The sequence below is a fragment of the Comamonas suwonensis genome (assembly GCF_012844455.2).
Lineage (GTDB): Bacteria > Pseudomonadota > Gammaproteobacteria > Burkholderiales > Burkholderiaceae_C > Comamonas > Comamonas suwonensis.
Map to the genome: position 1 here is coordinate 316,391 of NZ_JABBCQ020000001.1, position 26,019 is coordinate 342,409.

Annotated in this window: 22 protein-coding genes and 1 pseudogene; 12 read left to right on the plus strand and 11 right to left on the minus strand. The window is 60.7% G+C overall.

All coding sequences use genetic code 11. The features are described from left to right. The first annotated feature begins 37 nt into the window (after positions 1 to 37). From HF327_RS01400 to gorA, 6 genes and pseudogenes are all read left to right on the plus strand, one after another. Positions 38 to 1,404 (plus strand): annotated as a pseudogene (locus HF327_RS01400) (D-amino acid dehydrogenase). Between the two features lie 77 nt (positions 1,405 to 1,481). Beyond that, positions 1,482 to 1,973, plus strand: a complete 492-nt coding sequence (locus HF327_RS01405) for a MarR family transcriptional regulator (RefSeq protein WP_169106537.1) — start codon at positions 1,482 to 1,484, stop codon at positions 1,971 to 1,973. A gap of 34 nt (positions 1,974 to 2,007) precedes the next feature. Next, complete coding sequence (locus tag HF327_RS01410) at positions 2,008 to 2,649, plus strand: 3'-5' exonuclease (protein ID WP_169106538.1); 642 nt, start codon at positions 2,008 to 2,010, stop codon at positions 2,647 to 2,649. A 194-nt stretch (positions 2,650 to 2,843) separates the two neighbouring features. Next, positions 2,844 to 3,368, plus strand: a complete 525-nt coding sequence (locus tag HF327_RS01415) for a flavin reductase family protein (protein ID WP_169106539.1) — start codon at positions 2,844 to 2,846, stop codon at positions 3,366 to 3,368. 123 nt (positions 3,369 to 3,491) lie between these two features. Next, complete coding sequence (locus tag HF327_RS01420; RefSeq protein ID WP_169106540.1) at positions 3,492 to 4,403, plus strand: TauD/TfdA dioxygenase family protein; 912 nt, start codon at positions 3,492 to 3,494, stop codon at positions 4,401 to 4,403. Positions 4,404 to 4,493: 90 nt separating this feature from the next. Beyond that, positions 4,494 to 5,858, plus strand: coding sequence for a glutathione-disulfide reductase (gorA, locus tag HF327_RS01425; RefSeq protein WP_169106541.1), 1,365 nt, complete (start codon positions 4,494 to 4,496; stop codon positions 5,856 to 5,858). Positions 5,859 to 6,036: 178 nt separating this feature from the next. Here gorA and minE read toward each other — a convergent pair whose 3' ends face one another. From minE to minC, 3 genes are read right to left on the minus strand one after another with little or no spacing between them, the layout of a single operon-like run. After that, entirely contained in the window at positions 6,037 to 6,309 is a 273-nt protein-coding gene (minE, locus tag HF327_RS01430; protein WP_099739686.1) for a cell division topological specificity factor MinE, read from the minus strand. A gap of 5 nt (positions 6,310 to 6,314) precedes the next feature. After that, the gene (gene minD / locus HF327_RS01435) at positions 6,315 to 7,127 is read right to left on the minus strand and encodes a septum site-determining protein MinD (RefSeq protein WP_169106542.1); all 813 of its coding nucleotides are present in this window, start codon (positions 7,125 to 7,127) and stop codon (positions 6,315 to 6,317) included. Positions 7,128 to 7,185: 58 nt separating this feature from the next. Then, positions 7,186 to 7,914 carry a septum site-determining protein MinC gene (minC, locus tag HF327_RS01440; protein WP_169106543.1) on the minus strand — a complete coding sequence of 243 codons (729 nt, stop codon included), beginning with the start codon at positions 7,912 to 7,914 and terminating at the stop codon, positions 7,186 to 7,188. A 149-nt stretch (positions 7,915 to 8,063) separates the two neighbouring features. Here minC and HF327_RS01445 point away from each other — a divergent pair, with 149 nt between their 5' ends. Continuing rightward, positions 8,064 to 8,813 (plus strand): enoyl-CoA hydratase/isomerase family protein, encoded by a 750-nt coding sequence (locus HF327_RS01445; protein ID WP_169106544.1) that lies wholly within the window; start codon positions 8,064 to 8,066, stop codon positions 8,811 to 8,813. Here HF327_RS01445 and HF327_RS01450 read toward each other — a convergent pair. Beyond that, positions 8,810 to 10,891, minus strand: a complete 2,082-nt coding sequence (locus HF327_RS01450) for an acetoacetate--CoA ligase (protein ID WP_169106545.1) — start codon at positions 10,889 to 10,891, stop codon at positions 8,810 to 8,812. The two genes, HF327_RS01445 and HF327_RS01450, sit on opposite strands and share 4 nt — an antisense overlap. Before the next feature lie 142 nt (positions 10,892 to 11,033). Here HF327_RS01450 and HF327_RS01455 point away from each other — a divergent pair, with 142 nt between their 5' ends. The 4 genes from HF327_RS01455 to HF327_RS01470 all read left to right on the plus strand — a co-directional run bounded on the left by HF327_RS01455 (position 11,034) and on the right by HF327_RS01470 (position 16,819). After that, a complete protein-coding gene (locus HF327_RS01455; RefSeq protein ID WP_169106676.1) occupies positions 11,034 to 12,938 on the plus strand; it encodes a B12-binding domain-containing radical SAM protein in 1,905 nt (634 codons plus the stop codon). A gap of 235 nt (positions 12,939 to 13,173) precedes the next feature. Beyond that, on the plus strand, positions 13,174 to 14,493 hold the full coding sequence (locus tag HF327_RS01460) for a solute carrier family 23 protein (protein WP_169106546.1): 1,320 nt from the start codon (positions 13,174 to 13,176) through the stop codon (positions 14,491 to 14,493). A 233-nt stretch (positions 14,494 to 14,726) separates the two neighbouring features. Next, entirely contained in the window at positions 14,727 to 16,241 is a 1,515-nt protein-coding gene (locus HF327_RS01465; RefSeq protein WP_169106547.1) for an acetyl-CoA hydrolase/transferase family protein, read from the plus strand. 104 nt (positions 16,242 to 16,345) lie between these two features. Next, the gene (locus HF327_RS01470; RefSeq protein WP_169106548.1) at positions 16,346 to 16,819 is read left to right on the plus strand and encodes a PaaI family thioesterase; all 474 of its coding nucleotides are present in this window, start codon (positions 16,346 to 16,348) and stop codon (positions 16,817 to 16,819) included. Positions 16,820 to 16,884: 65 nt separating this feature from the next. On the opposite strand, the gene HF327_RS01475 is transcribed toward HF327_RS01470, so the two are convergent. The 7 genes from HF327_RS01475 to HF327_RS01505 all read right to left on the minus strand — a co-directional run bounded on the left by HF327_RS01475 (position 16,885) and on the right by HF327_RS01505 (position 24,899). Further along, positions 16,885 to 17,586 carry an ABC transporter ATP-binding protein gene (locus HF327_RS01475; protein WP_169106677.1) on the minus strand — a complete coding sequence of 234 codons (702 nt, stop codon included), beginning with the start codon at positions 17,584 to 17,586 and terminating at the stop codon, positions 16,885 to 16,887. Between the two features lie 43 nt (positions 17,587 to 17,629). Continuing rightward, positions 17,630 to 18,391, minus strand: a complete 762-nt coding sequence (locus tag HF327_RS01480; protein ID WP_169106549.1) for an ABC transporter ATP-binding protein — start codon at positions 18,389 to 18,391, stop codon at positions 17,630 to 17,632. After that, positions 18,384 to 19,466, minus strand: a complete 1,083-nt coding sequence (locus HF327_RS01485; protein WP_169106550.1) for a branched-chain amino acid ABC transporter permease — start codon at positions 19,464 to 19,466, stop codon at positions 18,384 to 18,386. Before HF327_RS01485 ends, HF327_RS01480 begins: the two co-directional genes overlap by 8 nt. Positions 19,467 to 19,468: 2 nt before the next feature. Next, positions 19,469 to 20,341, minus strand: a complete 873-nt coding sequence (locus HF327_RS01490; RefSeq protein WP_169106551.1) for a branched-chain amino acid ABC transporter permease — start codon at positions 20,339 to 20,341, stop codon at positions 19,469 to 19,471. A gap of 69 nt (positions 20,342 to 20,410) precedes the next feature. Continuing rightward, entirely contained in the window at positions 20,411 to 21,583 is a 1,173-nt protein-coding gene (locus HF327_RS01495) for an ABC transporter substrate-binding protein (protein WP_169106552.1), read from the minus strand. Between the two features lie 188 nt (positions 21,584 to 21,771). Beyond that, positions 21,772 to 23,334 (minus strand): benzoate-CoA ligase family protein, encoded by a 1,563-nt coding sequence (locus HF327_RS01500; RefSeq protein WP_169106553.1) that lies wholly within the window; start codon positions 23,332 to 23,334, stop codon positions 21,772 to 21,774. 2 nt (positions 23,335 to 23,336) lie between these two features. Further along, positions 23,337 to 24,899 carry a 3,4-dehydroadipyl-CoA semialdehyde dehydrogenase gene (locus HF327_RS01505; protein WP_169106554.1) on the minus strand — a complete coding sequence of 521 codons (1,563 nt, stop codon included), beginning with the start codon at positions 24,897 to 24,899 and terminating at the stop codon, positions 23,337 to 23,339. A 214-nt stretch (positions 24,900 to 25,113) separates the two neighbouring features. On the opposite strand from HF327_RS01505, the gene HF327_RS01510 reads away from it, so the two are divergent. Then, a complete protein-coding gene (locus tag HF327_RS01510) occupies positions 25,114 to 26,016 on the plus strand; it encodes a helix-turn-helix transcriptional regulator (protein ID WP_169106555.1) in 903 nt (300 codons plus the stop codon). Positions 26,017 to 26,019: the final 3 nt, after the last annotated feature.

The following is a 26,019-nucleotide window of genomic DNA, read 5'->3' on the forward strand; positions in this document are numbered from 1 at the left end:
CTCCATTAGTCAAACTGATGAAACTGCTGAAAATTTAATGGTGCTTTTGATCGCCCGCAAGAGTGCAGACACTGGCCTCATGAACATCATCGTCCTTGGCGCCGGCATCATCGGCATCAGTACCGCCTGGCATCTGCGCGAGCGCGGTCATCAAGTCACTGTGGTCGACCGTCAAAGCGGGCCGGCGCTGGAGACCAGCTATGCCAATGGGGGCCAGATCTCGGTCAGCTACTGCGAGCCATGGGCCAATCGGCAGGCACCGTGGAAGGCACTGAAATGGATGTTTGACAAAGAAGCGCCGCTGCTGTTCAGGCCGCAGCTGGACCCCGCGCAATGGCGCTGGTGTCTGCAATTTCTTGCCCAGTGCAATGACAAGGCGTTTGCGCGCAATGTGCAGCAGATTGTGGCGCTGGGGGCGTACAGCCATGTGGCGCTCAAAGACATGGTCAGAAAAACCGGCATCACCTTTGAACGGCTGGAGCGCGGCATTGCCCATTTTTATAGCAGTCAGCAGGCGTTTGATGAGGCTGCTGCAGGCGTGGAGCTGATGCGCCAATACGGCGTGCAGCGCCGACTGGTCAGCCGCAATGAACTGCTCAAAATCGAGCCCGCCTTCACCCCGTATGCCGCGCAGATTGCGGGCGGCACGTTTACCGAAACCGATGAGTCGGGCGACGCCCGCGTCTTCACCGAAAAGCTGGCCAATATGTGCGAGAAAGCAGGTGTTGAATTCCTCTACGGCCAGCAGATTCTGGGCCTGCAGGCCGCGCGCAAAGGCCAGCCGGTCGGGGTGCAGATTCGCACCAATGACACGCAGGCAGAGCGCACCCTGAGCGCCGATGCGGTGGTGGTGGCCTGCGGCGCTTACACACCGCAGCTGCTCAACCCGCTGGGCGTAAAGGTGCCCATCTACCCCGGCAAGGGCTATAGCGCCACACTGGCGCTGCTGCAGCCCGAAAAAGCGCCTGTTGTTTCCACCATAGACGACAGCCGCAAGGTCGCCATGAGCCGGCTGGGCAATCAGCTGCGCGTGGCCGGCACCATCGAGCTGGGCGGCTTTGACATGCGACTGGACACGCCTACGGCGCGTGCGCGCTGCGAGATGCTGCTCAAGCGGGTAGAAGAGCTGATGCCTGGTGTCTGCGACACACGTCTGCCCGAAGAAGGGGGCGATCCGCAGTTGTGGTGCGGCCTGCGTCCCGCCACGCCCACTAACATCCCCTGCATTGGTGCTACGCAGGCGGAAGGCATCTGGGTGAACGCTGGCCACGGCACGCTGGGCTGGACGGCTCTGGCAAAGCCATGGCTGCCTTGATGAGTGGAGAGCAGCCTGCGCTGGATTTTGGTTTCTGGGGGGCAAAGCCCACGAACGCTGCGCAGGAGGCACTGGTTCTGCATGTCTGACTGACACTTTTGCCCAGATTGACGCTATCGCTGAGCGGGGCTCTTACATACAATCGGGCCAGCTAACAGCCCATGTCATGACTGTGCACGACACCATCTCAGCCACTCCATCCTCGCGCTCTTTGGCGCACTCCCTGCCCATGGCCTTGCTCAAGGCGCGAGAGGCCGTCATCGTGCGCTTTCGGCCAGCCCTGCGCGCACGCGGGCTGACCGAGCAGCAATGGCGGGTGTTGCGCGTTCTGCACGCAACCGATGAACGCCTGCGACCCATGCAGCTGTCTCAGCTGACCTTCATCAGCATGCCTAGCCTGTCGCGCCTGCTCAAAACGCTGGAAGGCCGCGAGCTCATCAAGCGTGGCCGCCATGTGGCGGATTTGCGTGGCTCGGAGTTTGGACTGACGCCTGAAGGTCAGGCGCTGGTGGTCGGCACCCTGCCGGAGTTTGAAGCGATTAATTCCGAGATTGAGGCGCTTCTGGGCGCTCAGAACAGGGTTCAGCTGTTTGGCGCACTCGAGCATGTGGTGCAAAGCCTTGGCCTGCCCGGCGAAGACGAGCTGGGCACGGACTGACTCAGCCCTGCTGCCCGCACGGCACAATGCAGGCATGAGTTCTGCGATTGCCGTCATCGACTTTGAAACCACGGGCATGACGCCCACCCAGGGTGCGCGTGCGACCGAAGTCGCCATCGTGCTGCTGGAGCAGGGCCGCGTGGTCGATCGCTTCCAGAGTCTGATGCAAACCGGGGCATGGGTGTCGCCCTTCATCACGGATCTGACAGGCATTACCAACGAGATGCTGCGCACTGCGCCGCCTGCCGCCGAGGTGATGTGCGATGCAGCCCGTTTTGTGGGCAGCGCACCCATGGTGGCGCACAACGCCGCGTTTGACAGCAAGTTCTGGCAGGCCGAGCTGGAGCTGGCGGGCGAGCCCGCAACCCAGCCCTTCGCCTGCACGGTGCTGCTGTCGCGCCGCATCTACCAGCAGGCACCCAGCCATAGTCTGGGCAACCTGGCGCGCTATCTGCAGCTGCCCAGCACAGGTCGCGCTCACCGTGCCTTGGCCGATGCTGAAATGGCCGCGGCCTTGCTGGCGCGCATGCAGCAGGACCTATGTGCCCGCCACGCCTTGCCCTGGCCTGAACATGCGCTGCTGATGCAGCTGCAGCGCTGTACCAAGGCCAAAGTCAACGGCTGGCTGCTGGAGCAGGCAGGGCAGAGCCTGCTGGCATCCCAAGCAGGTTTTTAAAGGTTTCTGGCCTCTAGCCATTGTCAATAAAGCGCAGACAGCTATTAAATTTGATGGACATGCCTGCAAGCCCTTATGGTTTGTGACCGGTGGGGTTCAAGTTGATAATTGGTAACGCCCTGCAGCTGCCTTTGGCTCTGCTGAAATTGAACTGTGGCGCGCCTTTGTGGTCGCCGTTTTGTGCTGCTAATTTCGTGAACTCTGCCTTGCCTACCTCCGTCTTGCGTTCGGCCTTGCCTTTCTCGCAGCGCGAATTTCGCGATGCGCTGGGGCAATTCGCCACTGGCGTGACCATCATCACGGCGCGCAGTGCAGAGGGTCATGCGGTGGGAACCACCGTCAGCTCTTTCAATGCCGTGTCGCTGGCACCGGCGCTGGTGCTTTGGAGCCTGGGCCAGCATGCCAATTCGCTGCCCGTGTTTCGCCACAGCACGCATTACGCCATTCACGTGCTGTCTGCCGCGCAAAAGCCGTTGGCCGAGCTGTTTGCACGCAAGGGTGTAGACCGCTTTCTCCATACCGCCCACCATGACTCCGAACATGGCGTGCCCCTACTGGAAGGCTGCACCGCTGTTTTTGAATGCCGCAATCTGCGCCAGCATGAAGAGGGCGATCACCTGCTCTTTATCGGCGAGGTCGATCGCTGCGAGCACCATGCCGACCGCACCCCGCTGCTCTATCACGCGGGTCATATGCACAGCCACGGCATCCAGAAGTAAGCCTGCGACTGACTAGGCGCGCTACCTAGTCGGCTTGAACGATACCGATCTCTTCCGCTCGCTCTAGATTGCCTCGTATGCCTGCAGACCGCAGGCTAACTTGCAACGCTTTGGAGAGACGTCATGATCGATTGCGAAGACAGCATCAGCCATACACAGGCTCGTGTGAATGTTGCCAGCCAGGCGAGTATTGAGTTCAAGCGCATCTCCCCCGCCATTGGCGTGGAGATTTCCGGCATTGATCTGCGCCAGCCCCTGAGCGACCCGCAGGCGCAGGAGTTGCGTCAGGCGCTGGTGGCACACAAGGTACTTGTCTTTCGCGATCAGAACATCACGCCAGCCCAGCATGTGGCGTTTGCCCGCTGCTTTGGCGATCTGGAGCATCACCCCGTGCTGCCGCAGCACCCAGAGCATCCTGAGCTGGTTCTGCTGGGTGGCAACAACAAGACTCCGGGGACCGAGAACGTCTATCACACCGATGTATCGTGGCGCGAGACGCCTTCTACGGCATCGGTGTTGCGCTGTGTGGAATGCCCCGAGGTGGGCGGCGATACGGTATGGGTCAATATGGAAGCGGCTTACGAAAAGCTGCCCGAAACGCGCAAACAGCAGATTTCCGGGCTGTTTGCCGTGCATGACATCCTGCCCTCGTTCGGTGCGCGCATGTCGCCTGAAGAGCAGGCGCTGGCGCGCGGCAAATACCCGCCCGTGGTGCACCCGGTGGTACGTACCCACCCGGAAAGTGGCAAGAAAATTTTGTATGTGAACGAAACCTTCGTCACCCACTTTGCCAATTTCACATCGGACTTCAGCGGCTTTCGTTCGGCCAATGAGATTCACGCCCAGCAGCATGACCTGATGGAGTATTTGCTGCGCCAGCCCGCCATTCTGGAGTACCAGATGCGCCTGCGCTGGCAGCCCAACACCATCGCCATGTGGGACAACCGTTCCACCCAGCATTACGCGGTTCAGGACTACTTTCCCGCCGTGCGCCGCATGCACCGGGCCACGGTTATCGGTGACAAACCGTTTTAACGCAGGGTTAAGCGACCTGCTGCAATCTTGTCTTGTAGAGTTCAACGCAGAGTGCAACGGCGTTGAGGATTCAATCAAGCGAGGCAGAACATGCAGCAACAAGACTTTGATTACGACTTTCTGGTGATTGGCGGCGGCTCGGGTGGCGTGCGCGCCAGCCGCATGGCGGCAGGGCTGGGGGCCCGCGTGGCGGTGGTCGAAGCGGCCCAGCTGGGCGGCACCTGCGTCAATGTGGGCTGCATCCCTAAAAAGCTGCTCAGCTACGCCGCGCATTTCAGTCAGCTGGCGGCTGAGGCCAAGGGCTTTGGCTGGCAGCTGGCACAGCCCCAGTTTGACTGGCCCACGCTGATTGCCAACAAAGACCGCGAAATTGAGCGCCTGAACGGCATTTACGACCGCATGCTGACGGGTGCTGGTATCACCGTTGTGCGCGGCCATGCGGTGCTTTCAGGCACTCACAGCGTGCTGGTGAACGGCCAGACTATCAGCGCTCATCACATTCTGATCGCCACAGGCGGCACACCGCGTCTGCCTGCGATACCGGGTGTGGAGCATGCCATCAGCTCTAACGAGGCATTTCACCTCAAACAGATGCCGCAGCGCGTGGTGGTGGTGGGTGGCGGCTATATCGCGGTTGAGTTCGCTTCCATCTTCAACGGGCTGGGCGCGCAGACCACCTTGATTCACCGCCACCGTCAATTGCTGCGGGGCTTTGATGCCGATCTGGGCCTGCATCTGGCGCAAGAGATGGCGCTGCAGGGCGTGAACTTCCGCTGGGATGAAGAGATTCAGTCCATCGACAAGCAGGAAGACGGCCTGCACCTGCAGCTGAAGAGCGGCGAGCATCTGGTGGTGGACTGCGTGATGTACGCCACGGGCCGCGTGCCTTATACGGAAGGTCTGGGCCTTGAGGCGGCTGGCGTGCACCGCAACCACAAGGGCGCGGTGGAGGTGGATTCGCACTTCACCACCAACGTTCCGTCCATTCACGCCGTGGGCGATGTGGTGGACCGCATGGCGCTGACCCCGGTGGCACTGGCCGAGGGCACGGTGGTGGCCCATCACCTGTTTGGTCAGGGTGGCAAGAGCGCGCCTGATTACGAGCTGGTGCCTACGGCGGTGTTCTCGCATCCGCAAATTGGCACCGTGGGCCTGTCGGAGGAAGTGGCTCGTGAGCGCTTTGGATCGGTGCAGATTTTCCAGTCCAGCTTCAGGCCGCTGACCAACCGCATGGGGGCCGAGCCTGAGAACGTCTTTCTCAAACTCATCGTTTCCAAGGCCGACCAGCGCGTGCGCGGCGTGCACATGGTGGGTGAGGGGGCGGGCGAGCTGATGCAGGGCTTTGCCGTGGCGCTGCAATGCGGCGCGACCAAGCAGCAGTTTGACGCGACGATTGGCATTCATCCCACGGTGGCCGAAGAGCTGGTGACCATGAGAGAACCGGTGCGGGAATAAAAAATGGGCCTTTTCAGGCCCATTCCTTTATCCATCAAGCGCGGACAGCTATGAATAAATGATCCGACTGACGAACAACCTAAGTGAGGACACCGAGCAAAGGCCGCCCCGCAGCGAAGGTGTCGTCCCCCTCTCTCTCGACACGAGGTATTGAGAGAGGGGGAAGGCGTGAAGCGCCTCAGGGGGTGACCCTGGTTTCCGGTAGCTCGATCTTCACTTCAAGCACTTCCAGATTTTCCTGGCGTTCCAGTTGCACCTTGATGTCATTGGGATTGATATCCACATACTTTGAAATCACGGCCATCAGCTCTTTTTGCAGAGCGGGCAGATAGTCAGGACGGCTGCTTTCACCGCCGCCCACACGTTCGCGCGCCAGAATGATCTGCAAGCGCTCCTTGGCGACCGACGCGGACTTTTTCTTTTCTCCGAGCAGAAACGACAACATGGACATGAGGCTTACCTCCCACCAAACATGCGCTTGAAGAAACCAGGCTTGACCGCTTCCGTAAAGCGCATGGGCTTTTCTTCGCCCAGAAAGCGGGAAACCACGTCCTGATAGGCCTCGGCCACATCCGTGCCCTGCATGTGCACGGCGGGAATGCCCTGGTTCGAGGCTTGCAGCACGGTTTCAGATTCAGGAATCACGCCAATCAGCTCGATGCGCAGAATGTCCTGAATGTCTTCCAGCGACAGCATCTGACCGTCTTCCACCCGGTTGGGGTTGTAGCGGGTGATCAGCAGGTGCTCCTTGATGCTCTCTCCCTTGGACGCGCGCTCGGTCTTGGAGCTGAGCATGCCCAGAATGCGGTCAGAGTCGCGCACGGACGAGACTTCGGGGTTGGTCACCACCAGCGCCTCATCGGCGTAGTGCATGGCCATTAGCGCGCCGCTTTCAATGCCGGCGGGCGAGTCGCAGATGATGAAGTCGAAGTCCATGGCGGACAGATCGTCCAGCACCTTCTTCACGCCTTCTTGCGTGAGAGCTTCCTTGTCGCGCGTCTGCGACGCAGCCAGCACGAACAGGTTGTCGCACTGCTTGTCCTTGATCAGGGCCTGATGCAGGTTGGCTTCACCCTGAATGACATTGATCAGGTCATAGACCACGCGGCGTTCGCAGCCCATGATCAGATCGAGGTTACGCAGACCCACGTCAAAGTCAATCACTGCGGTCTTGTGGCCGCGCAATGCGAGGCCGGATGCGAAGCTGGCGCTGGTAGTGGTCTTACCGACACCGCCTTTGCCAGAAGTCACGACGACGATTTTGGCCATGTTTGCACGATTCCTTAAAGACAAATAGAGCAGGTTGATTGGGCGACCGGTGTGTCTCTCACACCGGCTCGATAATGATTTTTTCCCCCTCCAGACGCACCTTGGCAGGCTTGCCGGCGACTTCTTTGGGGAGATCGGTTTCAATTGTGCGATAGATACCTGCAATAGACAGCAGTTGTGCCTCCATGCAAGTGCTAAAAATTCTGGCATTGGTATTGCCGCTGGCTCCCGCCACGGCGCGACCGCGTAGCGGTGCGTAAACGTGGACGTTGCCGTCGGCAATCACCTCAGCACCATAGCTGACGATGTCCAGAACCACAATGTCAGTTCCCTTGGCATAGACCCGCTGACCGGAACGCAGTGGCTTGTCCACAATCACGGCATCGGCCCGTGGTGCCGGCACCTCGACCTCGCGGATGACTTCGTGAATTTCCGGCTCGACCCTGCGCGTGGGCATGACGTCGGGGGCGGCCGTCAGTCCCAGTGCATTGGCGGCGGCCATCTGCGCTTCATTGCCGCCGCGCACGGCCACGGGCATGGTGCGGTGGGCGCGCAGGGCGTCGATCAGCGCCGGAAAGTCGATTTCTTCCTCGGCGTCGTTGACCTGGCTGAGGTCGATGAGCACGGGGTCGTTGTCGAAAAAGTCGGGGTCATCGGCGAGGCGCTGCTTCAGGTCCTGAACCAGTGCCTGCATGTCGGTGCCGCGCAGCACCACCGACAGCACTGGTAGTTGAGCACTTTTGAGGTCAAAGCTGGGGCGCACGGCGCCGGTCGATTCAACAGACATGGATGAGATCAGCGCACACAAGGTGCTCTATGAAGACGTCAAAGTGTACCTGTGTACTGGCAAAAAATATGGTCACCGAGTGTTTGCACTGCAACACTTGATGCAGCCCAGATGCCTGACGTTGCGCGAGTCTGGATGAAAATACAGTCATGTCTCCAGAGTTATTGATTCAGGGCACCTGTGCCAGCATCACCTTGCGCCGTCCCGAAGTGGCCAACAAACTGATGCCCGAAGACCTGATCACGCTGCGTCGCCAGTTGGATGAGGTCAATGCCAACCCCGCCGTACTGGTGCTCACGCTGCAGGGCGTGGGAAAGCATTTCTGCAGCGGCTATGACATTGGCGAGATCGCCAACAGCCAGAACGAGGGCAGCTCCTTCGGCGAAATGGTGGATGCCATCGAAAACTGCCGCCCCGTCACCATTGCAGCCATTCAGGGCGGCGTGTTTGGCGGTGCCACGGATATGGCGCTGGCCTGCGACTTTCGCGTGGGCGGCTCCAGTAGTCAGATGTTCATGCCCGCCGCGCGGCTGGGCCTGCATTTCTACCTCTCGGGGCTGGAGCGCTATGTGACCCGTCTGGGTGTGGATACGGCCAAGCGCCTGTTCCTGACTGCCGAGAAGCTGAATGCGCAGGCCATGAAGGACTGCGGTTTTCTGACGGATCTGGTGGACGGCCCCGATATCAGCGCGCGCGTGAGCCAGTTGCAGACCACGCTGGCTGGAATGGCCCCGCTGGCGCTGCTGGGCATGAAAAAGCACCTCAACGCCATTGCGCGTGGGGTGCATGACAAGGCTGGGATTGATGGGGCGGTGCAGGCCACGATTGAATCGGTTGACCTGCAGGAAGGCGGTGCGGCATGGCGCGAGAAGCGCCAGCCGCAGTTCACCGGCCGTTAAACCGCGGTTTCGGCTTTGGCCAGATGCTCTCTGGCAAAAGCCTCGTACCAACCCAGGCAGCCAGGGTTGGCCATGGCGTCTTTGTTGACCACCTTGGCCAGCGGCTGGCCCAGCAGCAGTTTTTTAATGGGTAATTCCTGCTTTTTGCCGCTCAGGGTGCGCGGTATCTCGGCCACGGCAAAGATATCGTCGGGCACAAAGCGCGGTGACAGGGCGGAGCGGATAGCAGCGTTGATGCGCCCGCGCAGGGTGTCATCCAGCGCCACGCCAGGGCGCAGAGCCACAAACAGCGGCATATAGCTGTCTTTGCCCAGATATTCCAGATCGACGACCATGCTGTCCAGAACCTCGGGAATGGCCTCGACGGCGCTGTAGATCTCGCTGGTACCCATGCGCAGGCCGTGGCGGTTGATGGTGGCATCGCTGCGGCCGTAGATGATGCAGCCGCCTTCCGTCTGCAGCTTGATCCAGTCGCCATGGCGCCAGACCGGGCCCATGACGGCCGCACCGTCACCGCCGCCGGGCTGGCGGCCATGGCCTGCGGGGTACATCTCAAAGTAGCTGCTCAGATAGCGCTTGCCGTCGGTATCGCCCCAGAGATACAGCGGCATGGAGGGAATGGGCTGGGTGCAGACCAGCTCGCCGACCTCATCCATCACAGGCTGGCCTTGCTCGTTCCAGGCTTCGACGGCTGCGCCGAGTTGGCGGCATTGCATGATGCCGGGTACCAGCGGCAGGTCGCGGTTGCCGCCGATGAAGGCGCCCGCAAAGTCGGTGCCGCCCGAAAGATTGTTCCACCAGATGTCGGGATGACCGAGCTTGGCAAACTGCTCCGAGCCCCATTGCTGCACCTCGGCCGACAGCGGTGAGCCCGTACTGCCCAGTCCGCGTATGTGCGATAGATCTCCACAGGCGGCAAGCTCAACCCCAGCTTTCATGCAATTGGCATAAAAGGCCGCGCCCGAGCCAAAGCTGGTCACACCCGTTTCGGCCGCAAAGCGCCACAGCACGCTCCAGTCGGGCTTTTCCTTGCTACCGCCGGGGCTGCCGTCAAAGATCACGCAGGTGGTACCGCCCAGCAGGCCGCTGACCTGTGCATTCCACATCACCCAGCCCGTGGAGCTGTACCAGTGGTAGCGCTCGCCCCAGCTGTTGGGCTCGTAGCTGCAGCCGATATCGTTGTGCAAGGCCTTGAGTTGCAAGGCCACCATCACCATGCCGCCGTGGCCGTGAACAATGGGCTTGGGCAGACCGGTTGTGCCGCTGGAGTACACAATCCACAGCGGGTGGTCAAACGGCAGCCATTCGGGCTCGAAGGCCGCAGTCTCAGCATTATTTTGGCTTGTAACGCTGGTGTAATCTGCGGTGTCAGCTATCTTTATTGATGTATTCAGATTGGGCACCAGCACCACATGCTGCACGCTGGGCAGGCCAGCGCGCAGCTCTTGCAACACTTCGCGGCGGCCGATGTCCTTGCCTGCGTAATGCACGCCATCCACGGCAATCAGCACCTTGGGTTCAATCTGCTTGAAACGGTCGAGGACGGCGTGGGTGCCCATATCCGGTGCGCAGATGCTCCACACCGCGCCCAGGCTGGCACAAGCCAGAAAAGCGATCATGGCTTCGGGAATATTGGGCAGGTAGGCTGCGACCCGGTCGCCTTTGCCCACGCCTTGCGCGCGCAGGTGCAAGGCCAGCGCGGCCACTTGCTGCTGCAATTGAGGCCAGCTCAGCTCGCGCTTGAGGCCTTGCTCGTTGCGGCTGATGACGGCGGGCATGCCCGCCGCATGGGCGGGCTGCACATGGCGCAGCACCTGACGCACGTAATTGATCTGCGCGCCCGGAAACCAGCGGGCGCCCGGCATGACATTGCGCTCCAGCACCGCGCTGTGCGGCGTGGGGGATTGCAGCTCGAAGTAATCCCAGATGCTTTGCCAGAAAGCGTCGAGATCGCTGGTGGACCAGCGCCACAGCGCGTCATAGTCGGCAAAGCTCAGGCCGCGCGTTTCACGCAGCCAGTTCTGATACAGCCGGATTTGCGGCACGAAGGGGGCGGGGTGTTGGGGTGCGGAAGACATGGGGCCAGACTAGCGCAGCCGCCTGCGCTCGTCATTGGTGGTGGCCCCGTCAGATGTCACCTGTGCAGCACGGATGCGCGGTCAAACCGATAATCGAGGCCTGTCTTCTCCGTCAACGGCGCTTGCCGACGACCCGCACCCCATGTCCGCCTTGCCCACCCGCGTGCTGGCCGTCATCCCGCCGATGACGCAGCTCAACACCCCTTACCCGTCCACCGCCTACCTCACGGGCTTTCTGCGCTCGCGCGGCATTGCGGCTGTGCAAGAAGACTTGGCGCTGGCGCTGGTGCTGCAATTGCTCTCGCCCGAGGGCCTGCGTGCCGTGGCCGAGTGCATCAAGACCCTGCCCGACAAAAAGCACACACCTGCGGTGCAGTCCTTTGTGGCGCAGCAGGACCGTTATCTGGCCACCATAGCCCCGGCGATTGCCTTTTTACAGGGGCGCGACAGCACGCTGGCCCACCGCATTGCCGGGCGCCACTACCTGCCTGAAGGTCCGCGCTTTGCCACGCTGGATGTGTATGAGGACGAAGAGGGCGGCGACCCGCTGGGCTGGGCCTTTGGCGCTTTAGGCCTGACCGACAAGGCCAAGCACCTGGCCACGCTGTATCTGAACGATCTGGCCGATGTGCTGCGTGACGCGGTGGACGAGCGCTTCGAGTTCGTGCGCTATGCCGAATCGCTGGCGGGCAGCCAGCCTACTTTCGATCCGCTGGCGAACGCTCTGGCCGCTCCGCCCAATCTGGTGGACGACATGCTGAGCGCGCTGACGTTGGCCGCCATTGAGCGCCATGCGCCCACGGTGGTGCTGCTGTCCGTGCCGTTTCCCGGCTCGGCCTACGCGGCGTTTCGCATTGCGCAGACGATCAAAGCCAATCACCCGCACATCACCACCGTGCTGGGTGGCGGCTTTGTCAATACCGAGCTGCGCCAGCTGGCCGAGCCACGCGTGTTCGATTACTTCGACTTTGTGACGCTGGACGCGGGCGAGCGCCCCTTGCTAGCGCTACTGGAGCACTTGCAGGGCGAGCGCGGCCAATCGCGTCTGGTGCGCACCTTTGTGCGGGGCGACGATGGTGCGGTGAAGTACGTCAACATGATGGAGGCCGACATTGCCTTCGCCGAGGTGGGCACGCCGACCTGGGATGGCCTGCCGCTGGACAAATACCTGTCGCTGCTGGACATGCTCAACCCCATGCACCGCCTGTGGAGCGACGGGCGCTGGAACAAGCTCACCGTGGCCCACGGTTGTTACTGGAAAAAGTGCAGCTTCTGCGACGTCAGCCTTGACTACATCGGCCGCTATGAAGGTGCCAGCGCCGAGGTGCTGGCCGATCGCATTCAAGCCATCGTGGCTGAAACCGGCCAGACCGGCTTTCACTTTGTCGACGAAGCCGCGCCGCCCAAGGCGCTCAAGGCCTTGTCGACCGAGCTGATTGCGCGCAACGCCGGCATCAGCTGGTGGGGCAATGTGCGGTTTGAGAAAACCTTTACCCCCGAGCTGGCCGAACTGATGGCGGACAGCGGCTGCATCGCCATCTCCGGCGGGCTGGAGGTCGCTTCTGACCGTCTGCTTCAGCTGATGAAAAAAGGTGTGACCGTTGATCAGGTGGCGCGTGTGACCAAGGCGTTTGCGGACGCCGGCATTCTGGTTCACGCCTATCTGATGTATGGCTTTCCCACGCAGACCGTGCAAGACACGGTGGATGCGCTGGAGTACGTGCGCCAGTTGTTCCTCAACGGCTGTATTCAAAGCGGATTCTTTCACCGCTTTACCTGCACCGTACATTCGCCTGTAGGGCTGAACCCCGAGGAATATGGCATTGAGCTGCCTCCGCTGCCGCCCGGTGACTTTGCCAAAAACGACCGCCCCTTCATCGACCCCACCGGCGTGGACCATGATGCCTTGGGCAACGCGCTCAAAAAAGCCATCTACAACTACATGCACGGCATTGGTCTGGAAGAAGACGTGCGCATGTGGTTCCCGTTCAAGGTGCCCAAAACCACGGTCAAACGCGACCGTATCGCCCGCGCGCTGCAACAGTAGGCGATTTTTCGATAGCTTGCAGCCCTTTTTAAGCGATGGTTTCAAATGGATTTCTATCTGAAATTAGCGATTAGCTAGCGCTGGAAGCTATTGATTTAATAGCGCTCCTCTGAACATGCTGGCTGTCTGCCTGCGCCAGAAACTGCCACTGGCCGTTACCAGTGGTTGCACGCTCCCATTGGACAAGCATGGCTTGCCATAATCTGCTCCGTTTTGACCTCCAAGGAGAGATGGGATGGGAATGTTTGAATGGACGCCGAAGTCGTCCGATGTTTTGCAGGACGGCGGCGTTATCGGCCCCGATGAGCGGCTGCCCTGGGCGCAAACCGGCTTGATGGGGATTCAGCACGTGATCGCCATGTTTGGCTCCACCGTGCTGGCGCCCATCCTGATGGGCTTTGATCCGAATCTGGCGGTGCTGATGAGCGGTATCGGCACGCTGATCTTCTTCATCATCACCGGCGGCAAGGTGCCCAGCTATCTGGGCTCGTCCTTTGCCTTTATTGGTGTGGTCAATGTCGCCACCGGCTATGTGGCCAGCCACGGTGCCAATGCCAATATTGGCGTGGCGCTGGGCGGCATCATTGCCTGCGGTCTGGTCTATATGCTGGTGGGCGTGCTGGTGCAGGCCATTGGCACGGGCTGGATTGAGCGCTTTATGCCCCCGGTGGTGACCGGCGCAGTGGTGGCGGTGATTGGCCTGAATTTGGCTGGCATCCCCATCAAGAACATGGCATCCAACAACTTCGAGTCGTGGATGCAGGCACTGACCTTTCTGTCCGTGGCGTTGGTGGCGGTGTTCACACGCGGCATGCTGCAGCGACTGCTGATTCTGATCGGCCTGCTGGTGGCCAGCGTGCTCTACGCAGTCTTCACCAATATGCTGGGCTGGGGCAAGCCGGTGGATCTGAGCGGCGTGGCCAATGCGGCATGGTTTGGCATTCCCTCCTTCCACGCACCGGTGTTCAGCACCAACGCCATGCTGCTGATCGTGCCAGTGGTCATCATTCTGGTGGCAGAGAACCTGGGCCACATCAAGGCCGTGACGGCCATGACCGGCAAAAACCTGGACCAGTACATGGGCCGTGCCTTCATCGGTGATGGCGTGGCGACCATGGTCTCCGGCGCGGCCGGCGGCACAGGCGTGACCACCTATGCTGAAAACATTGGTGTGATGGCGGCTACCCGCATTTACTCCACCGCCGTGTTCTTTGTGGCGGCCTTGCTGGCCGTGCTGCTGGGCTTCTCGCCCAAGTTCGGCGCGCTGATTCAGGCCATTCCTCTGCCCGTAATGGGCGGTGTGTCCATCGTCGTGTTTGGCCTGATCGCCATTGCTGGTGCCAAGATCTGGGTGGACAACAAGGTGGATTTCTCCGACATCAAGAATCTGATCGTGGCTGCTATCACCCTGATTCTGGGCACGGGCGAATTCACGCTGAAGTTCGGTGAATTTGCACTGGGGGGCATCGGCTGCGCCACCTTTGGTGCCATCATCATGTATGCGCTGCTGGCGATGGGCGATCGCCCATCTGAAACTAAGGTACAAAATAAGTAAGCGCCAACATGTAACTCAGGGACATTCCCCTGACAACAGCGCGGGGCCTTTGAGGCGAACCCCGGTAATGATGTTCCGCGCTGGTAACATTTATCTCTGGAGATACGCCGCCCTACCCGGGCGGTTTTTTTTAGAGGTGCCGACCAGGCATCGAGCATGGGCCACAAGAACAGCAAAGTCCGCGCTGCTCAGGCTCGCATGTTCGGGCGGAGTCTCTGAGCTTGGAGCAAACAATGACCATCGCAGATCGCGTACGTTACCCAGAATTCCTCTCGCGCGTCATGACGGCCGAAGAGGCTGCCGCCATGATCCCGCATGGCGTCAATGTCGGCATGAGCGGCTTTACCGGAGCCGGCTACCCCAAGGCATTGCCCCAGGCCATCGCGGCCCGTGCCAAGGCCGAGCATGCCCAAGGCAAGCCCTACAAGATCAATGTCTGGACGGGTGCATCTACCGCCGCCGAGTGCGACGGTGTGATGGCTGAGGCCCATGCACTGGGCCAGCGCCTGCCCTTCAACACCGACCCTATTGCCCGCAAGGCTGTGAATGCGGGTGAGATTGACTTCATTGACATGCATCTGTCCCACGTGGCACAGCATGCATGGTTTGGCTTTCTGGGCCATATGAGCATCGCCGTGATCGAAGTGCTGGGTGTGACGGCCGATGGTCTGCTGATTCCCTCCACAGCAGTGGGCAACAACAAGACCTGGCTCGAGATCGCCGACAAGGTGATTCTGGAAGTCAACACCAAGCCGCCCGCCAAGATGGAAGGCATGCACGACATCTACTACGGCACGGCCATTCCGCCGCGTCGCATGCCCATCAACATGACGCATGCCGACGACCGTATTGGCGAGCCTTATCTAAAGGTTGACCCTGCCAAGGTGATCGCCGTGGTGGAAACCCACAAGGGTGACCGCGACAACGTGTTTGCCACACCGGACGAAAACTCCAACAAGATTGCCGGCTACATCATCGACTTCCTCGCGCACGAGATGAAGATGGGTCGCCTGCCCAAGGAAATGCTGCCCATCCAGTCGGGCGTGGGCAATGTGGCCAACGCCGTGCTGGCCGGTCTGCAGCACAGCCCGTTCGAGAATCTGCTGGGTTTCACCGAAGTGTTGCAGGATGGCATGCTGGACCTGCTGCGCGCCGGCAAGATGAGCAAGGCCTCGGCCACCTCCATCTCACTGTCTGCGGCGGCCTACAAGGACTTCGAGGACAAAATCGACTTTTATCGCGAGCGCATCATCCTGCGTCCGCAGGAAATCTCGAATCACCCGGAGCTGGTGCGCCGTCTGGGCATCATCGCCATGAACTCGATGATCGAGGCCGACATCTACGGCAACATCAACTCCACCCATGTGATGGGCACCGGCATGATGAACGGCATCGGCGGCTCGGGCGACTTTGCGCGCAACGGTTACCTGTCCTTCTTTGTCACGCCTTCCGTGGCCAAGGACGGCAAGATCAGCTGCATCGTGCCCATGTGCTCGCACGTGGACCACACCGAGCACGACACGCAGATCATCGTCACCGAGCAAGGCCTGGCCGACCTGCGCGGCCTCTCGCCCAAGCAGCGTGCGCAAGTCATCATCGACCAATGCGTTCACCCCGACTACCGCGACCAGCTGCAGGACTACTTTGACCGCTCGCGCCAGCAGGGCGCGCAGCACACGCCGCACATCCTGACCGAAGCCCTGAGCTGGCATCAGCGCTTCATGGACAAGGGCGACATGCGCGCGTGATCGCTACCTAGTCCGCTTGGTGCTAGCTTCTGCGGCACCAAGTCCGTAGCATCGAAGGGCACTCTGCAAAGAGTGCCCTTTTTTCATGCACAACAAGGACTGGTATGGCGATCTGGACCCGAGAGCTTGATCTCAAAGCACTGAACGCAGGCAGTGCCAACACGGCAATTTCCCACCTGGGCATTGAGTTCACCGAGTACGGTGACGACTATGTCTGCGCCCGTATTCATGTGGATGAGCGCACCTGCCAACCTTATGGCATCTTGCACGGCGGCGTCAGCGTGGTGCTGGCTGAAACCCTGGGTTCGCTGGCTGCGGCCTGCAGCATTCCTGAGGGTTATCGCTGTGTGGGCCTCAACGTCTCGGCCAACCATGTACGCGCAGGCCGCAAGGGCAGCTGGATCACCGCCACAGCGCGGCCCACACATCTGGGCCGCACCACCCATGTCTGGGGCATAGAGCTGCGCGATGAAGACGGCAAGCTGACCTGCAGCTGTAGTCTGACCATGGCGATTTTGCCGCCAGAAGTGGCGAAAAATGCACGCCTGGATGCCGCATCGCTGGGCGGTGTGGCCTAAGCGGAGTAAAGCAAAAAAGTGAGCTGCTTGCGCTTATGAATAAAGGGCCATACGGCCCTTTTGCTTTATACGCCCAGCAGGCTTGAAAGCGGCTCAGGCTGCTGCTGCAATTGTGCAGAAGGGGCTTGCAAGGCCAGCTTTCCTTTCTCCATCACCGCCGCGTAATCGGTGTGGGCCAGTACTTTTTTATAGTCGCGGTCCACGATCAAGGTGGAGATGCCGGTGGCGCGAATTTCGGCAATCACGCGCCAGATTTCGGCGACCACCAGTGGGGCCAGACCTTCGGTGGCTTCATCCAGAATCATCAGGCGCGGATTGGTCATCAGCGCTCGACCAATCGACACCATCTGCTGCTCGCCGCCTGATAGCTGATCGCCGCCGTTGGACAGCCGTTCCTTGAGGCGCGGAAAGGTTTCCAGCACGCGCTCGTACGTCCAGTTTCTCTGGCCATCCAGCCCGGCTCTGGCGCTCATCAGCAGGTTCTCCTTGACGGAGAGATTGGGGAACACGCCGCGCCCTTCGGGCACATAGCCAATGCCCAGTTTGGCCATTTTTTCAGGGGCGAAATTCGTCACTTCCTTACCATCTGCAAATACCCGGCCAGAGCGGGCGGGTACATAGCCCATCAGGGTGCGAATCAGGGTGGTCTTGCCCATGCCGTTACGCCCCAGCAGGCCTACGGCCTTGCCTTGCGGCAGCGCCAGAGAGACGCCGTGCAGGATATGGCTGTCGCCATAAAAACTGTGCACATCCTGTAGGCTGAACAGTGCTTTTTCGGTCTGCATTGCGGAGCTGATTTCTGCCACGGCTTCAAGCATGTTCTTCCTCTCCCAGATAGGCCGTGCGTACCACGGGGTCTGTGCGGATCTGGTCTGGGGTACCGGTCGCCACGACGCTGCCATTAACCATGACCGTGATGCGATCTGCGATGCGAAATACGGCATCCATATCGTGCTCCACCAGCAGCACGGCATGGGCTTGCTTCAGCTCCTGCAGCAGCACCAGCATGCGCTCGGTTTCTTCTGCACCCATGCCGGCCAGCGGCTCATCCAGCAGCAGCACTCGCGGTGCAGTGGCAAGGCACATGGCGACTTCTAATTGGCGCTTGGCTCCATGACTCAGGCTGCCTGCAATGCGCTCGGCATGTTGCGCCAGACCTGCACGCACAAGGGCCGACTGCGCGCGCTCCATGCTGGCGGCGCAATGCTGGGCAGACTCCCAGATGCGCCAAGGACGTGGTTGGGCCTGCGCCTGTGCGGTCAGGCGGCAGTTTTCCAGTACCGTGAATTCCGGGAAGATGGTGGTGCGCTGGTAGCTGCGGCCAATGCCCGCCTTGGCGCGCAGGGGCTGGGGCATGCGGGTGACATCATGGCCTTCCAGCGCAATGCTGCCGCTGCTAACCGCTATCTCGCCCGAGAGCATATTGATCAGCGTGGATTTGCCCGCGCCGTTGGTGCCGATGACGGCATGGACCTCGCCCTGATGCAGATCCAGATTCACCTCATTGACGGCCACCAGACCACCAAATCGCCGCGTCAGGCCGCGCACGGAAAGTTGGGGAGCGTCACTCATTGTTTGCTCCTTGATTGGTAGCTGCTTGCGCTTTACTTGTCTGCGCTGCAGGCTTTTTTTGCCATTTATCGTTGATGCCAACGAGCCCTTTGGGCAGCAAGGCGACGAGCACGATGATGGCGATGCCCAGCGTCAGCTGCCAGTGGTCGGCCGCATTGCCCATGATGGCGTGCGTGCTCAGCAGCTCCTTGAGCAGCACAAAGGTCATAGTGCCCAGTACCGCGCCGCGCAGCGAGCCAACGCCGCCCAGAATCAGCATCAGCAGTACCTCGCCCGAGTGATGCCAGGCCAGCAGTTCTGGGTTGACCACGGCGTCGCGTGCAGCCAGCAGAAAGCCTGCCAGTCCAGCCAGAGCACCCGCAATTACAAAGCCCGCAAGCTTGTAGCCGTAGGTCGCAAAACCGGCGGCGCGCATGCGCTGCTCGTTGACGCGAATGCCGGACAACGCATGACCAAAGCGCGAGTGGCGCAGCATGGCGATGAAGGCGTAGACCAGCACCAGCGCGGCCAGCACGACGAAATACTGTGTGCTGCTGCTTTCCATGTCCAGCGCGCCAATGGCCGGACGCTGCATGAGGTAGATGCCGTCGCTGCCGCCAAAGTAGCCCACGTCATGCACCACAAAAAAGGCCAGCTGTGCAAAGGCCAGCGTGACCATGATGAAGTACACGCCCTTGGTGCGCAGACTTAAAGCGCCGACCACCAGCGCATACAGCCCTGATGCGCCAACAGCGGCGCTCAGCATGACGAGAAAGTTGCTGCCATCTGGCCCCGCAGCCTTCACGGCTGCATAGGCACCCAGGCCAAAGTAGGCCGCATGGCCCAGACTCACCAGCCCCGCGCCGCCCACCAGAATATGCAGGCTTAGCGCGAAGATGGACAGGATCATGATCTTGACGACCAGATCAGACAGATAGGCCGACCAGAAGGGCTGAGCGGCCGCCAGCAGCACGGCGCAGGCCAGTGGCAGCACAACCCCCACCCACACGCTTTTGGCGCGAATAGGGCGGCTCTGGCTGGTGACGGCAGGCGCTTCTGCGTAGGCCTGGTTGGTGTGGGGTAGCGGGTTGCTCATGTTCAGCTCCGTTTACCCAGAAGACCTTCGGGTCGCCAGACGAGGATGACGGCCATCAGCAGATAGATGCTCATGCCGCTGAGTTCCTGAAAAAATACCTTGCCGAAGGTGTCGACAAAGCCCACCAGCAGCGAGGCAATCAGCGCGCCGGTAATGGAGCCGATGCCGCCGATCACGACGACCACAAAGCAGATGATGAGCACGCTGGAGCCCATGTTGGGATAGACCGAGCTCATGGGCGCGGCAATCATTCCGGCCAGAGCAGCCAGCGCGACGCCCACGGCGAAAACGATGCGGTACAGGCGCTTGATATTGATGCCCAGACCACGCACCATGTCGCGGTTGCTGGCACCGGCGCGAATCATCATGCCCAGCCGTGTGCGGTTGACGGTGTAGTACATCAGCAGCGCCACAATCAGGCAGGCCAGTGCAGCGAAAACGTTGTACCAGGGGTACTGCATCATGCCCATCAGCGGAAAGCTTCCAGCCAGCCACGCGGGCTTTTCCACGCCATGCACATCGTTGCCCACAAGGATGGCGCGCAGGCCTTCAAACACCAGAATCAGGCCATAGGTCATCAGTACCTGCTGCAGGTGGTCGCGCTCGTAGAGAAAGCTGAAAAACGCCCATTCCAGCGCGTAGCCCAGCACCACGGTGATGAGCACGCCCACCAGCAGCATGGTGATGAAATGCTGGCCCAGATAGGGTGACAGCGCAAACGCCACATAGGCGCCAATCATGTAGAAGCTGCCATGGGCGAGATTGATCACGCCCATGATGCCGAAGATCAAGGTCAGGCCTGAGGCCAGCAGAAACAGCAGCAGCCCGTACTGAATCGAGTTCAGGCACTGCACCAAAAAGGTGGCGAGATCCACGGCAATCCTTGTCCTGGAGGAAGTCGGTTAAAGCGCACATGGCCCGGTTTCACGGGCCATGTATTGGTCTTACATGCGGCAGCCGCGTGCAGGGTCCGCCAGTCCCTTGATGGCAATGCTGATCTTCTTGTTCTCCTTGCCATCCACCTTGCGCAGATAGATGTCCTGAACGGGGTTGTGTGCCTTGCTCAGCGTGAAGTCCCCGCGGGGGCTGGCAATCGTGGCTTTTTCGATGGCGGTGCGGAAGACATCCTTTTTGGTGATGTCGCCGCCGGCAGCCTTCAGACCCACGGCCAGCATCTGCGCTGCGTCATAGCCTTGCACGGCATACACGTCGGGCTGCAGCTTGTAGTTCTTGGCATAGTTGGTGCGGAAGGTCTTGTCGCGCGGCGTGCCCAGCTCGTCCGCATAGTGCAGCGTGGTCAGCATGCCTTGTGCGGCCTCGCCCTGGGCTTCCAGCGTGCCGTCGGTCAGAAAGCCTGGGCCGTAGAGCGGGATGGTCTTGGACAAGCCGGAGGCGTGATAGTCCTTGACGAATTTCACCGCGCCGGCACCGGCGAAGAAGGAGAACACGGCATCGGGTTTGGCCGCTGCAATTTCGGTCAGCAGAGCCTGGAATTCGACGTTGGGGAAGGGCAGCGTCAGCTGCTTGCTGACCTTGCCGCCATTCTTCTCAAAACCCTCCTTCATGCCTGCAACCGCTTCCTCACCGGCGGCGTATTTCCAGGTGATGGTCATGGCGTTTTTCTTGCCCTCTTTGGCTGCCACCACACCCATGGGGTATGCGGTCTGCCAGTTGCTGAAAGAGCTGCGGAAGATATTGGGCGCGCACATGGGACCGGTGACGGCATCGGCGCCCGCATTGGGCACGATGAGTACGGTGCCGCTTTCCTTGGCGGCCTTTGCCATGGCCATGGCTACGCCCGAGTGCACGGTGCCGACAATCACATCGACCTTGTCGCGTTTGATGAGGCGGTTGACGTTGTCCGTGGCCTTGGCGGGGTCGGATTCGTCATCGACCTTGAAGTATTCGATTTCGCGTCCACCCAGTTTTCCGCCTTGTTCGGCCACCTGCATGCGAAAGCCGTTTTCAATCGCTACGCCCAGTGCTGCATAAGTGCCACTGAAGGGCAGCATGAAGCCGACTTTGATCTTTTCCTGTGCCATGACACTGCCGCAGCTTGCGGCGGCCGCCAGTGCGATGGCTGTGGCTTTGCTCCATGTTGCCCATTGCTTGCTCATGCTTGTCTCCTGCTGGTTGATTGACGAATGCCTGGGTACTCTTGAATCACCGGTTCTGACTGGCGGGTGGCTTGCTCGAACGCATGCACGTGCGCACTCTAACAACTTTAGGTTTAAAGCAAAACCAGCGCTTGCCCTAGTCGGTACATTCCTGTTTTCATAGCTTTATTCGCTTGTTGGGCAAGGGTTTAGTGCGGTTTTGGCTCCAATTCACGCAAGCGAAAGCGTTGAATTTTTCCGGTCGCAGTCTTGGGGAGTTCGTCGACAAACTCGATAAAGCGTGGGTATTTGTAGGCCGCCAACCGGTCTTTGACGAATGCCTTGAGTTCGGCCTCGCTGGTGCTGTGACCGGGTTTGCACACCACATAGGATTTGGTCTTGGTCAAGCCTTGGGCATCGGTCACACCGATGACGGCAGCCTCCAGCACGGCGGGGTGCAGCTGCAGCGTGGATTCGACCTCGAAGGGCGAGACATAGATGCCGCTGACCTTGAGCATGTCGTCGCTGCGGCCCGCGTAGGTGTAGTAGCCATCGGCGTCGCGCACATATTTGTCACCGCTTTTGAGCCATGCGCCCTGAAAGGTGTCGCGCGTCTTGTCGCGGTTGGCCCAATACATCAGTGCGGCGCTGGGGCCTTTGATGAAAAGATCGCCAATCTCACCATCGGCAACGGGCTTTCCGTCTTCACCGCGCAGCTCTACCGCATAGCCGGGAACCGGCTTGCCGGTGCTGCCGTAGCGTATGTCGTCAGGCCGGTTGGAGAGGAAGATATGCAGCATCTCGGTGGAGCCAATGCCGTCCACGATATCGGCACCGAAGTGGTTCTTGAAGCGCTGGGCAATCTCCGCCGGCAGGGCTTCGCCAGCCGACGAGCACATGCGCAGGCTGACCTGCTCGCGCCCGGGCAAGGCGGGGTGAGCCAGCATGCCCGCAAAGCCCGTAGGCGCTCCGAAAAATACCGTGGGCTGATGCTGCGTCCAGCGCGCGAAAACGGCTTCTGGCGTGGGGCGTTCGGCCATCAGAACTACGCTGGCGCCCACACTCAAAGGAAAGGTCAGGGCGTTGCCAAGACCGTAGGCAAAGTAGAGCTTGGCGGCAGAGAAACAGACATCGTTTTCGTGCAATCCCAGTACCGGTTTTCCATACAGCTCGGCCGTCCAGTACGGGTTGGCGTGGGTGTGAACTGCGCCCTTGGGTTTTCCGGTGGAGCCCGATGAATACAGCCAGAAACCGGGGTCGTCTCCCATGGTTCTGGCGGCCTGTGGCAGTGCCGTCTGCTGGGCCAGCCAGGGCTGCATGGGCTCGAAGGCGGGGGGCAGACCCTGCGGCGCTTCTTCAGGTCTGGCGACCCAGATGTGGTTGACTTCGTGTTGCGCTTGGTTGAGTGCCTGCTGCACTGCGGGAACCAGTGCGCCGTTGGTCAGGATGGCCTGTGCGCGGCAATGCTCGAGCATGTAGGCATAGTCGGCAGAGGTGAGCAAGGTATTGACCGCAACCGGCACCACGCCTGCGTACATAGCTCCTAAAAACGAGATGACCCATTCGCGCATATCGTGCATGACCAGCAGCACGCGCTCTTCGCGGTGAATGCCTGCGGCCAGCAGGCCATGGGCAATGCGGCGGGCTTGTTCCTGCAGCTGCGCATAGCTGAGCGTGCCTTGGTCATCGGTGTAGGCAATCTTGTCAGCCCGGTCCTGATTGAGATTGAACAGGTGCTGGGCGAAATTGAAGGGCTGGCTGAAATCAGTCATGGTCAGACTCCCGTCGTTGCACCCAGTGCCTGCAGCACGCAGGGTGCGGCCTGCATGGCGCTTTTGCGGTGGTAAAAATCCAGTGCCCGCAAGCCGCCCAGCTCGGCACCGCCACCTGCACGGCCCGGCCCGCCATGCAGGGACTGGGGCATGACATTGCCATGGCCCGTATGCAGCTTGGCGACGTCCGGCGTGACCACATGTACGCGGCCGTGGCTGGCGGCCAGATCGCTGGCCGCAGCGGCCAATGCGTCGCTGTCATCGCCATAGATCGAACAGACCAGCGAACCCTGACCCCGATGTGCAAGTGCCAGAGCGTGCTCCAGGTCGCGGTAGGGAATGAGCGTGGCCACAGGGCCAAAAACTTCCATCTCATGCACCAGCGCGCTGCCGTCGGGGTCTTGCGTGCCCAGCAGCACCGGCTGAGCGCAGGCGGCAATCCCAGGGTCGGCATCGACCAGTGCCTTGGCTCTGCCGTCATACAGCGCGGTGGTGTGGGTCAGCAACTGGTTCAGCCCTTGCTGCACGCTGTCGTACTGCGCACGGCTGACGAGCGATCCCATGCGTACGGCGTCATTGTGCGGGTTGCCAACGGTGACTTTGGCAAGCTGCGCGGCGATGGCCTGAGCCACCTCGTCATACAGATTTTGCGGCACCAGAATGCGCCGTATGGCCGTGCATTTCTGGCCTGATTTGATGGTCATTTCACGGGCCACTTCACGCGCCAGCAGAGTCACGGCTTCGCTGCTGGCGGCGTGGCCGGGCAGCAGCAGTGCGCTGTTCACGCTGTCGGCTTCGATATTGCAGCGCACTGAATGACGGGTGATGGCGTGGTGGCTGCGAATGGTGGCTGCGGTGTCGGCTGAGCCGGTGAAAGACAGCACATCCATGGGCTGCAGCTGATCCATCAACCCGGCAGCGCTGCCGCAGATGATAGACAGCGCACCCGGTGGCAGAACACCCGCGTCGATCACATCCCTGACCATGCGCTGTGTGAGCCAGGCCGTTGCCGTGGCGGGCTTGATGATGATAGGCACGCCCGAGAGCAGGGCCGGCGCTGCTTTTTCCCACAGTCCCCAGCCGGGAAAATTGAAGGCGTTGATAAACAGTGCCACGCCGCGCGTGGGCACTTGGATATGCAGGGACTGAAACGCGGCCTCTTTGGCCAGTGCCACGGCTGCGCCATCGCTCAGATGCTTGACATTGCCTAGCGTTGCGCCCCACTTGGCGTATTGGCTCAAGGTGTAGATTCCGCCATCCACATCCACGGCGGTATCGTTCTTCACCGTGCCGCTGTTGGCGGTGGAAATTTCGTAATACGCATCGCGGTGGGCTTGCAGCACGGCGGCAATCTCCGCCAGCAACTGGGCGCGCTGGGCATAGCTCATGGCCCGCAGAGCCTGGCCGCCGGTGTCACGGGCAAAGGCAAAGGCCGCGTGCAGATCAAGTCCGGAGGCATCGACGCGAACCAGCTCGGTGCCCAGAACCGGGTCCATCAAGCGGCTGCCCGGGCCACTGCCGACTTGCCAGCGCCCGGCAATATGGTTGGCAAGTAGCTCGGTCATTGGCTGACCTCATTGGTGGCAAATGTACGGATCGTGAGGGCGGACATAAGTGTCTCCTGAAGTGCGGCTTTGAGCTGCATCTAATCTTCGATGAAACATGCAATATTGTGCGTGCATTCAAAAGATAAATACGAGACAATCCAGTGTCAAGCAATATATTGCATGTATGGCGTTAACCCCGACTGTTTATCATTCACCCCCTCTGAGGAGCTTTATGGATCAGTTAGTGACGGCACCAGAACTGGATATGCAAGAGGGTGAAGCAGGCAAGAATGCGCTGCTGCAGGCGCTGGGTGAGCGGGTGCGCAATCTGCGCGCCAGCCGTGGTTTGACACGCCGTGGATTGGCATCTGCCGCCGAGGTGTCGGAGCGCCATCTGGCCAATCTTGAATACGGCACGGGCAATGTCTCCATCCTGGTGCTGCAGCAAATTGCACAGGCACTGCGCTGCAGCATGGCCGAGTTACTGGGCGATGTAACCACCTCCAGCGCTGAATGGCTGCTGCTGCGTGAGCTGCTGGAAGGCCGCAGCGAAGCCGATTTGCAGCGCGTGCGACTGGCTGCGGGCGAGATTCTGGGTACGGCACCCAGCGGTGATCCGCATCGCGGCACCCGCATTGCATTGATCGGTTTGCGCGGTGCGGGCAAGTCCACGCTGGGCCGCATGTTGGCCGAACAGCTGAACGTGCCATTTCTGGAGCTGAACCAGGAAATTGAGCGCGTCGCCGGCTGCAGCGTGCGCGAGATTTATGACCTCTATGGGGCCGGTGCTTATCGACGCTATGAGCGTCGTGCGCTGGAAGAAGCGGTGCAGATTTACAGCGATGTGGTGATCGCCACGCCGGGCGGCATCGTGTCAGACCCTGCGACCTTCAACGAATTGCTCAGCCACTGCACCACCGTGTGGTTGCAGGCCCAGCCCGAGGAACACATGAGCCGTGTGGTGGAGCAGGGCGACACGCGGCCCATGGCTGCCAATCCTGAGGCCATGGACGATTTGCGCCGTATTCTGCAGGGCCGCGCGGCCTTTTACTCCAAGGCCGACCATCTGCTCGATACCAGCGGTAAGAGCCTGCAGCAAAGCTTTAAACAGCTGAAGTCTCTGGTGGTGCCGTGACGC

Coding starts and splice junctions, on each gene's coding strand:
- HF327_RS01405 (WP_169106537.1), top strand. CDS start 1,482: ATGACTGTGCACGACACCATCTCAGCCACTCCATCCTCGCGCTCTTTG.
- HF327_RS01410 (WP_169106538.1), top strand. CDS start 2,008: ATGAGTTCTGCGATTGCCGTCATCGACTTTGAAACCACGGGCATGACG.
- HF327_RS01420 (WP_169106540.1), top strand. CDS start 3,492: ATGATCGATTGCGAAGACAGCATCAGCCATACACAGGCTCGTGTGAAT.
- gorA (WP_169106541.1), top strand. CDS start 4,494: ATGCAGCAACAAGACTTTGATTACGACTTTCTGGTGATTGGCGGCGGC.
- minE (WP_099739686.1), bottom strand. CDS start 6,309: ATGTCCATGTTGTCGTTTCTGCTCGGAGAAAAGAAAAAGTCCGCGTCG.
- minD (WP_169106542.1), bottom strand. CDS start 7,127: ATGGCCAAAATCGTCGTCGTGACTTCTGGCAAAGGCGGTGTCGGTAAG.
- minC (WP_169106543.1), bottom strand. CDS start 7,914: ATGTCTGTTGAATCGACCGGCGCCGTGCGCCCCAGCTTTGACCTCAAA.
- HF327_RS01445 (WP_169106544.1), top strand. CDS start 8,064: ATGTCTCCAGAGTTATTGATTCAGGGCACCTGTGCCAGCATCACCTTG.
- HF327_RS01450 (WP_169106545.1), bottom strand. CDS start 10,891: ATGTCTTCCGCACCCCAACACCCCGCCCCCTTCGTGCCGCAAATCCGG.
- HF327_RS01455 (WP_169106676.1), top strand. CDS start 11,034: ATGTCCGCCTTGCCCACCCGCGTGCTGGCCGTCATCCCGCCGATGACG.
- HF327_RS01460 (WP_169106546.1), top strand. CDS start 13,174: ATGGGAATGTTTGAATGGACGCCGAAGTCGTCCGATGTTTTGCAGGAC.
- HF327_RS01465 (WP_169106547.1), top strand. CDS start 14,727: ATGACCATCGCAGATCGCGTACGTTACCCAGAATTCCTCTCGCGCGTC.
- HF327_RS01470 (WP_169106548.1), top strand. CDS start 16,346: ATGGCGATCTGGACCCGAGAGCTTGATCTCAAAGCACTGAACGCAGGC.
- HF327_RS01480 (WP_169106549.1), bottom strand. CDS start 18,391: ATGAGTGACGCTCCCCAACTTTCCGTGCGCGGCCTGACGCGGCGATTT.
- HF327_RS01485 (WP_169106550.1), bottom strand. CDS start 19,466: ATGAGCAACCCGCTACCCCACACCAACCAGGCCTACGCAGAAGCGCCT.
- HF327_RS01495 (WP_169106552.1), bottom strand. CDS start 21,583: ATGAGCAAGCAATGGGCAACATGGAGCAAAGCCACAGCCATCGCACTG.
- HF327_RS01500 (WP_169106553.1), bottom strand. CDS start 23,334: ATGACTGATTTCAGCCAGCCCTTCAATTTCGCCCAGCACCTGTTCAAT.
- HF327_RS01505 (WP_169106554.1), bottom strand. CDS start 24,899: ATGACCGAGCTACTTGCCAACCATATTGCCGGGCGCTGGCAAGTCGGC.
- HF327_RS01510 (WP_169106555.1), top strand. CDS start 25,114: ATGGATCAGTTAGTGACGGCACCAGAACTGGATATGCAAGAGGGTGAA.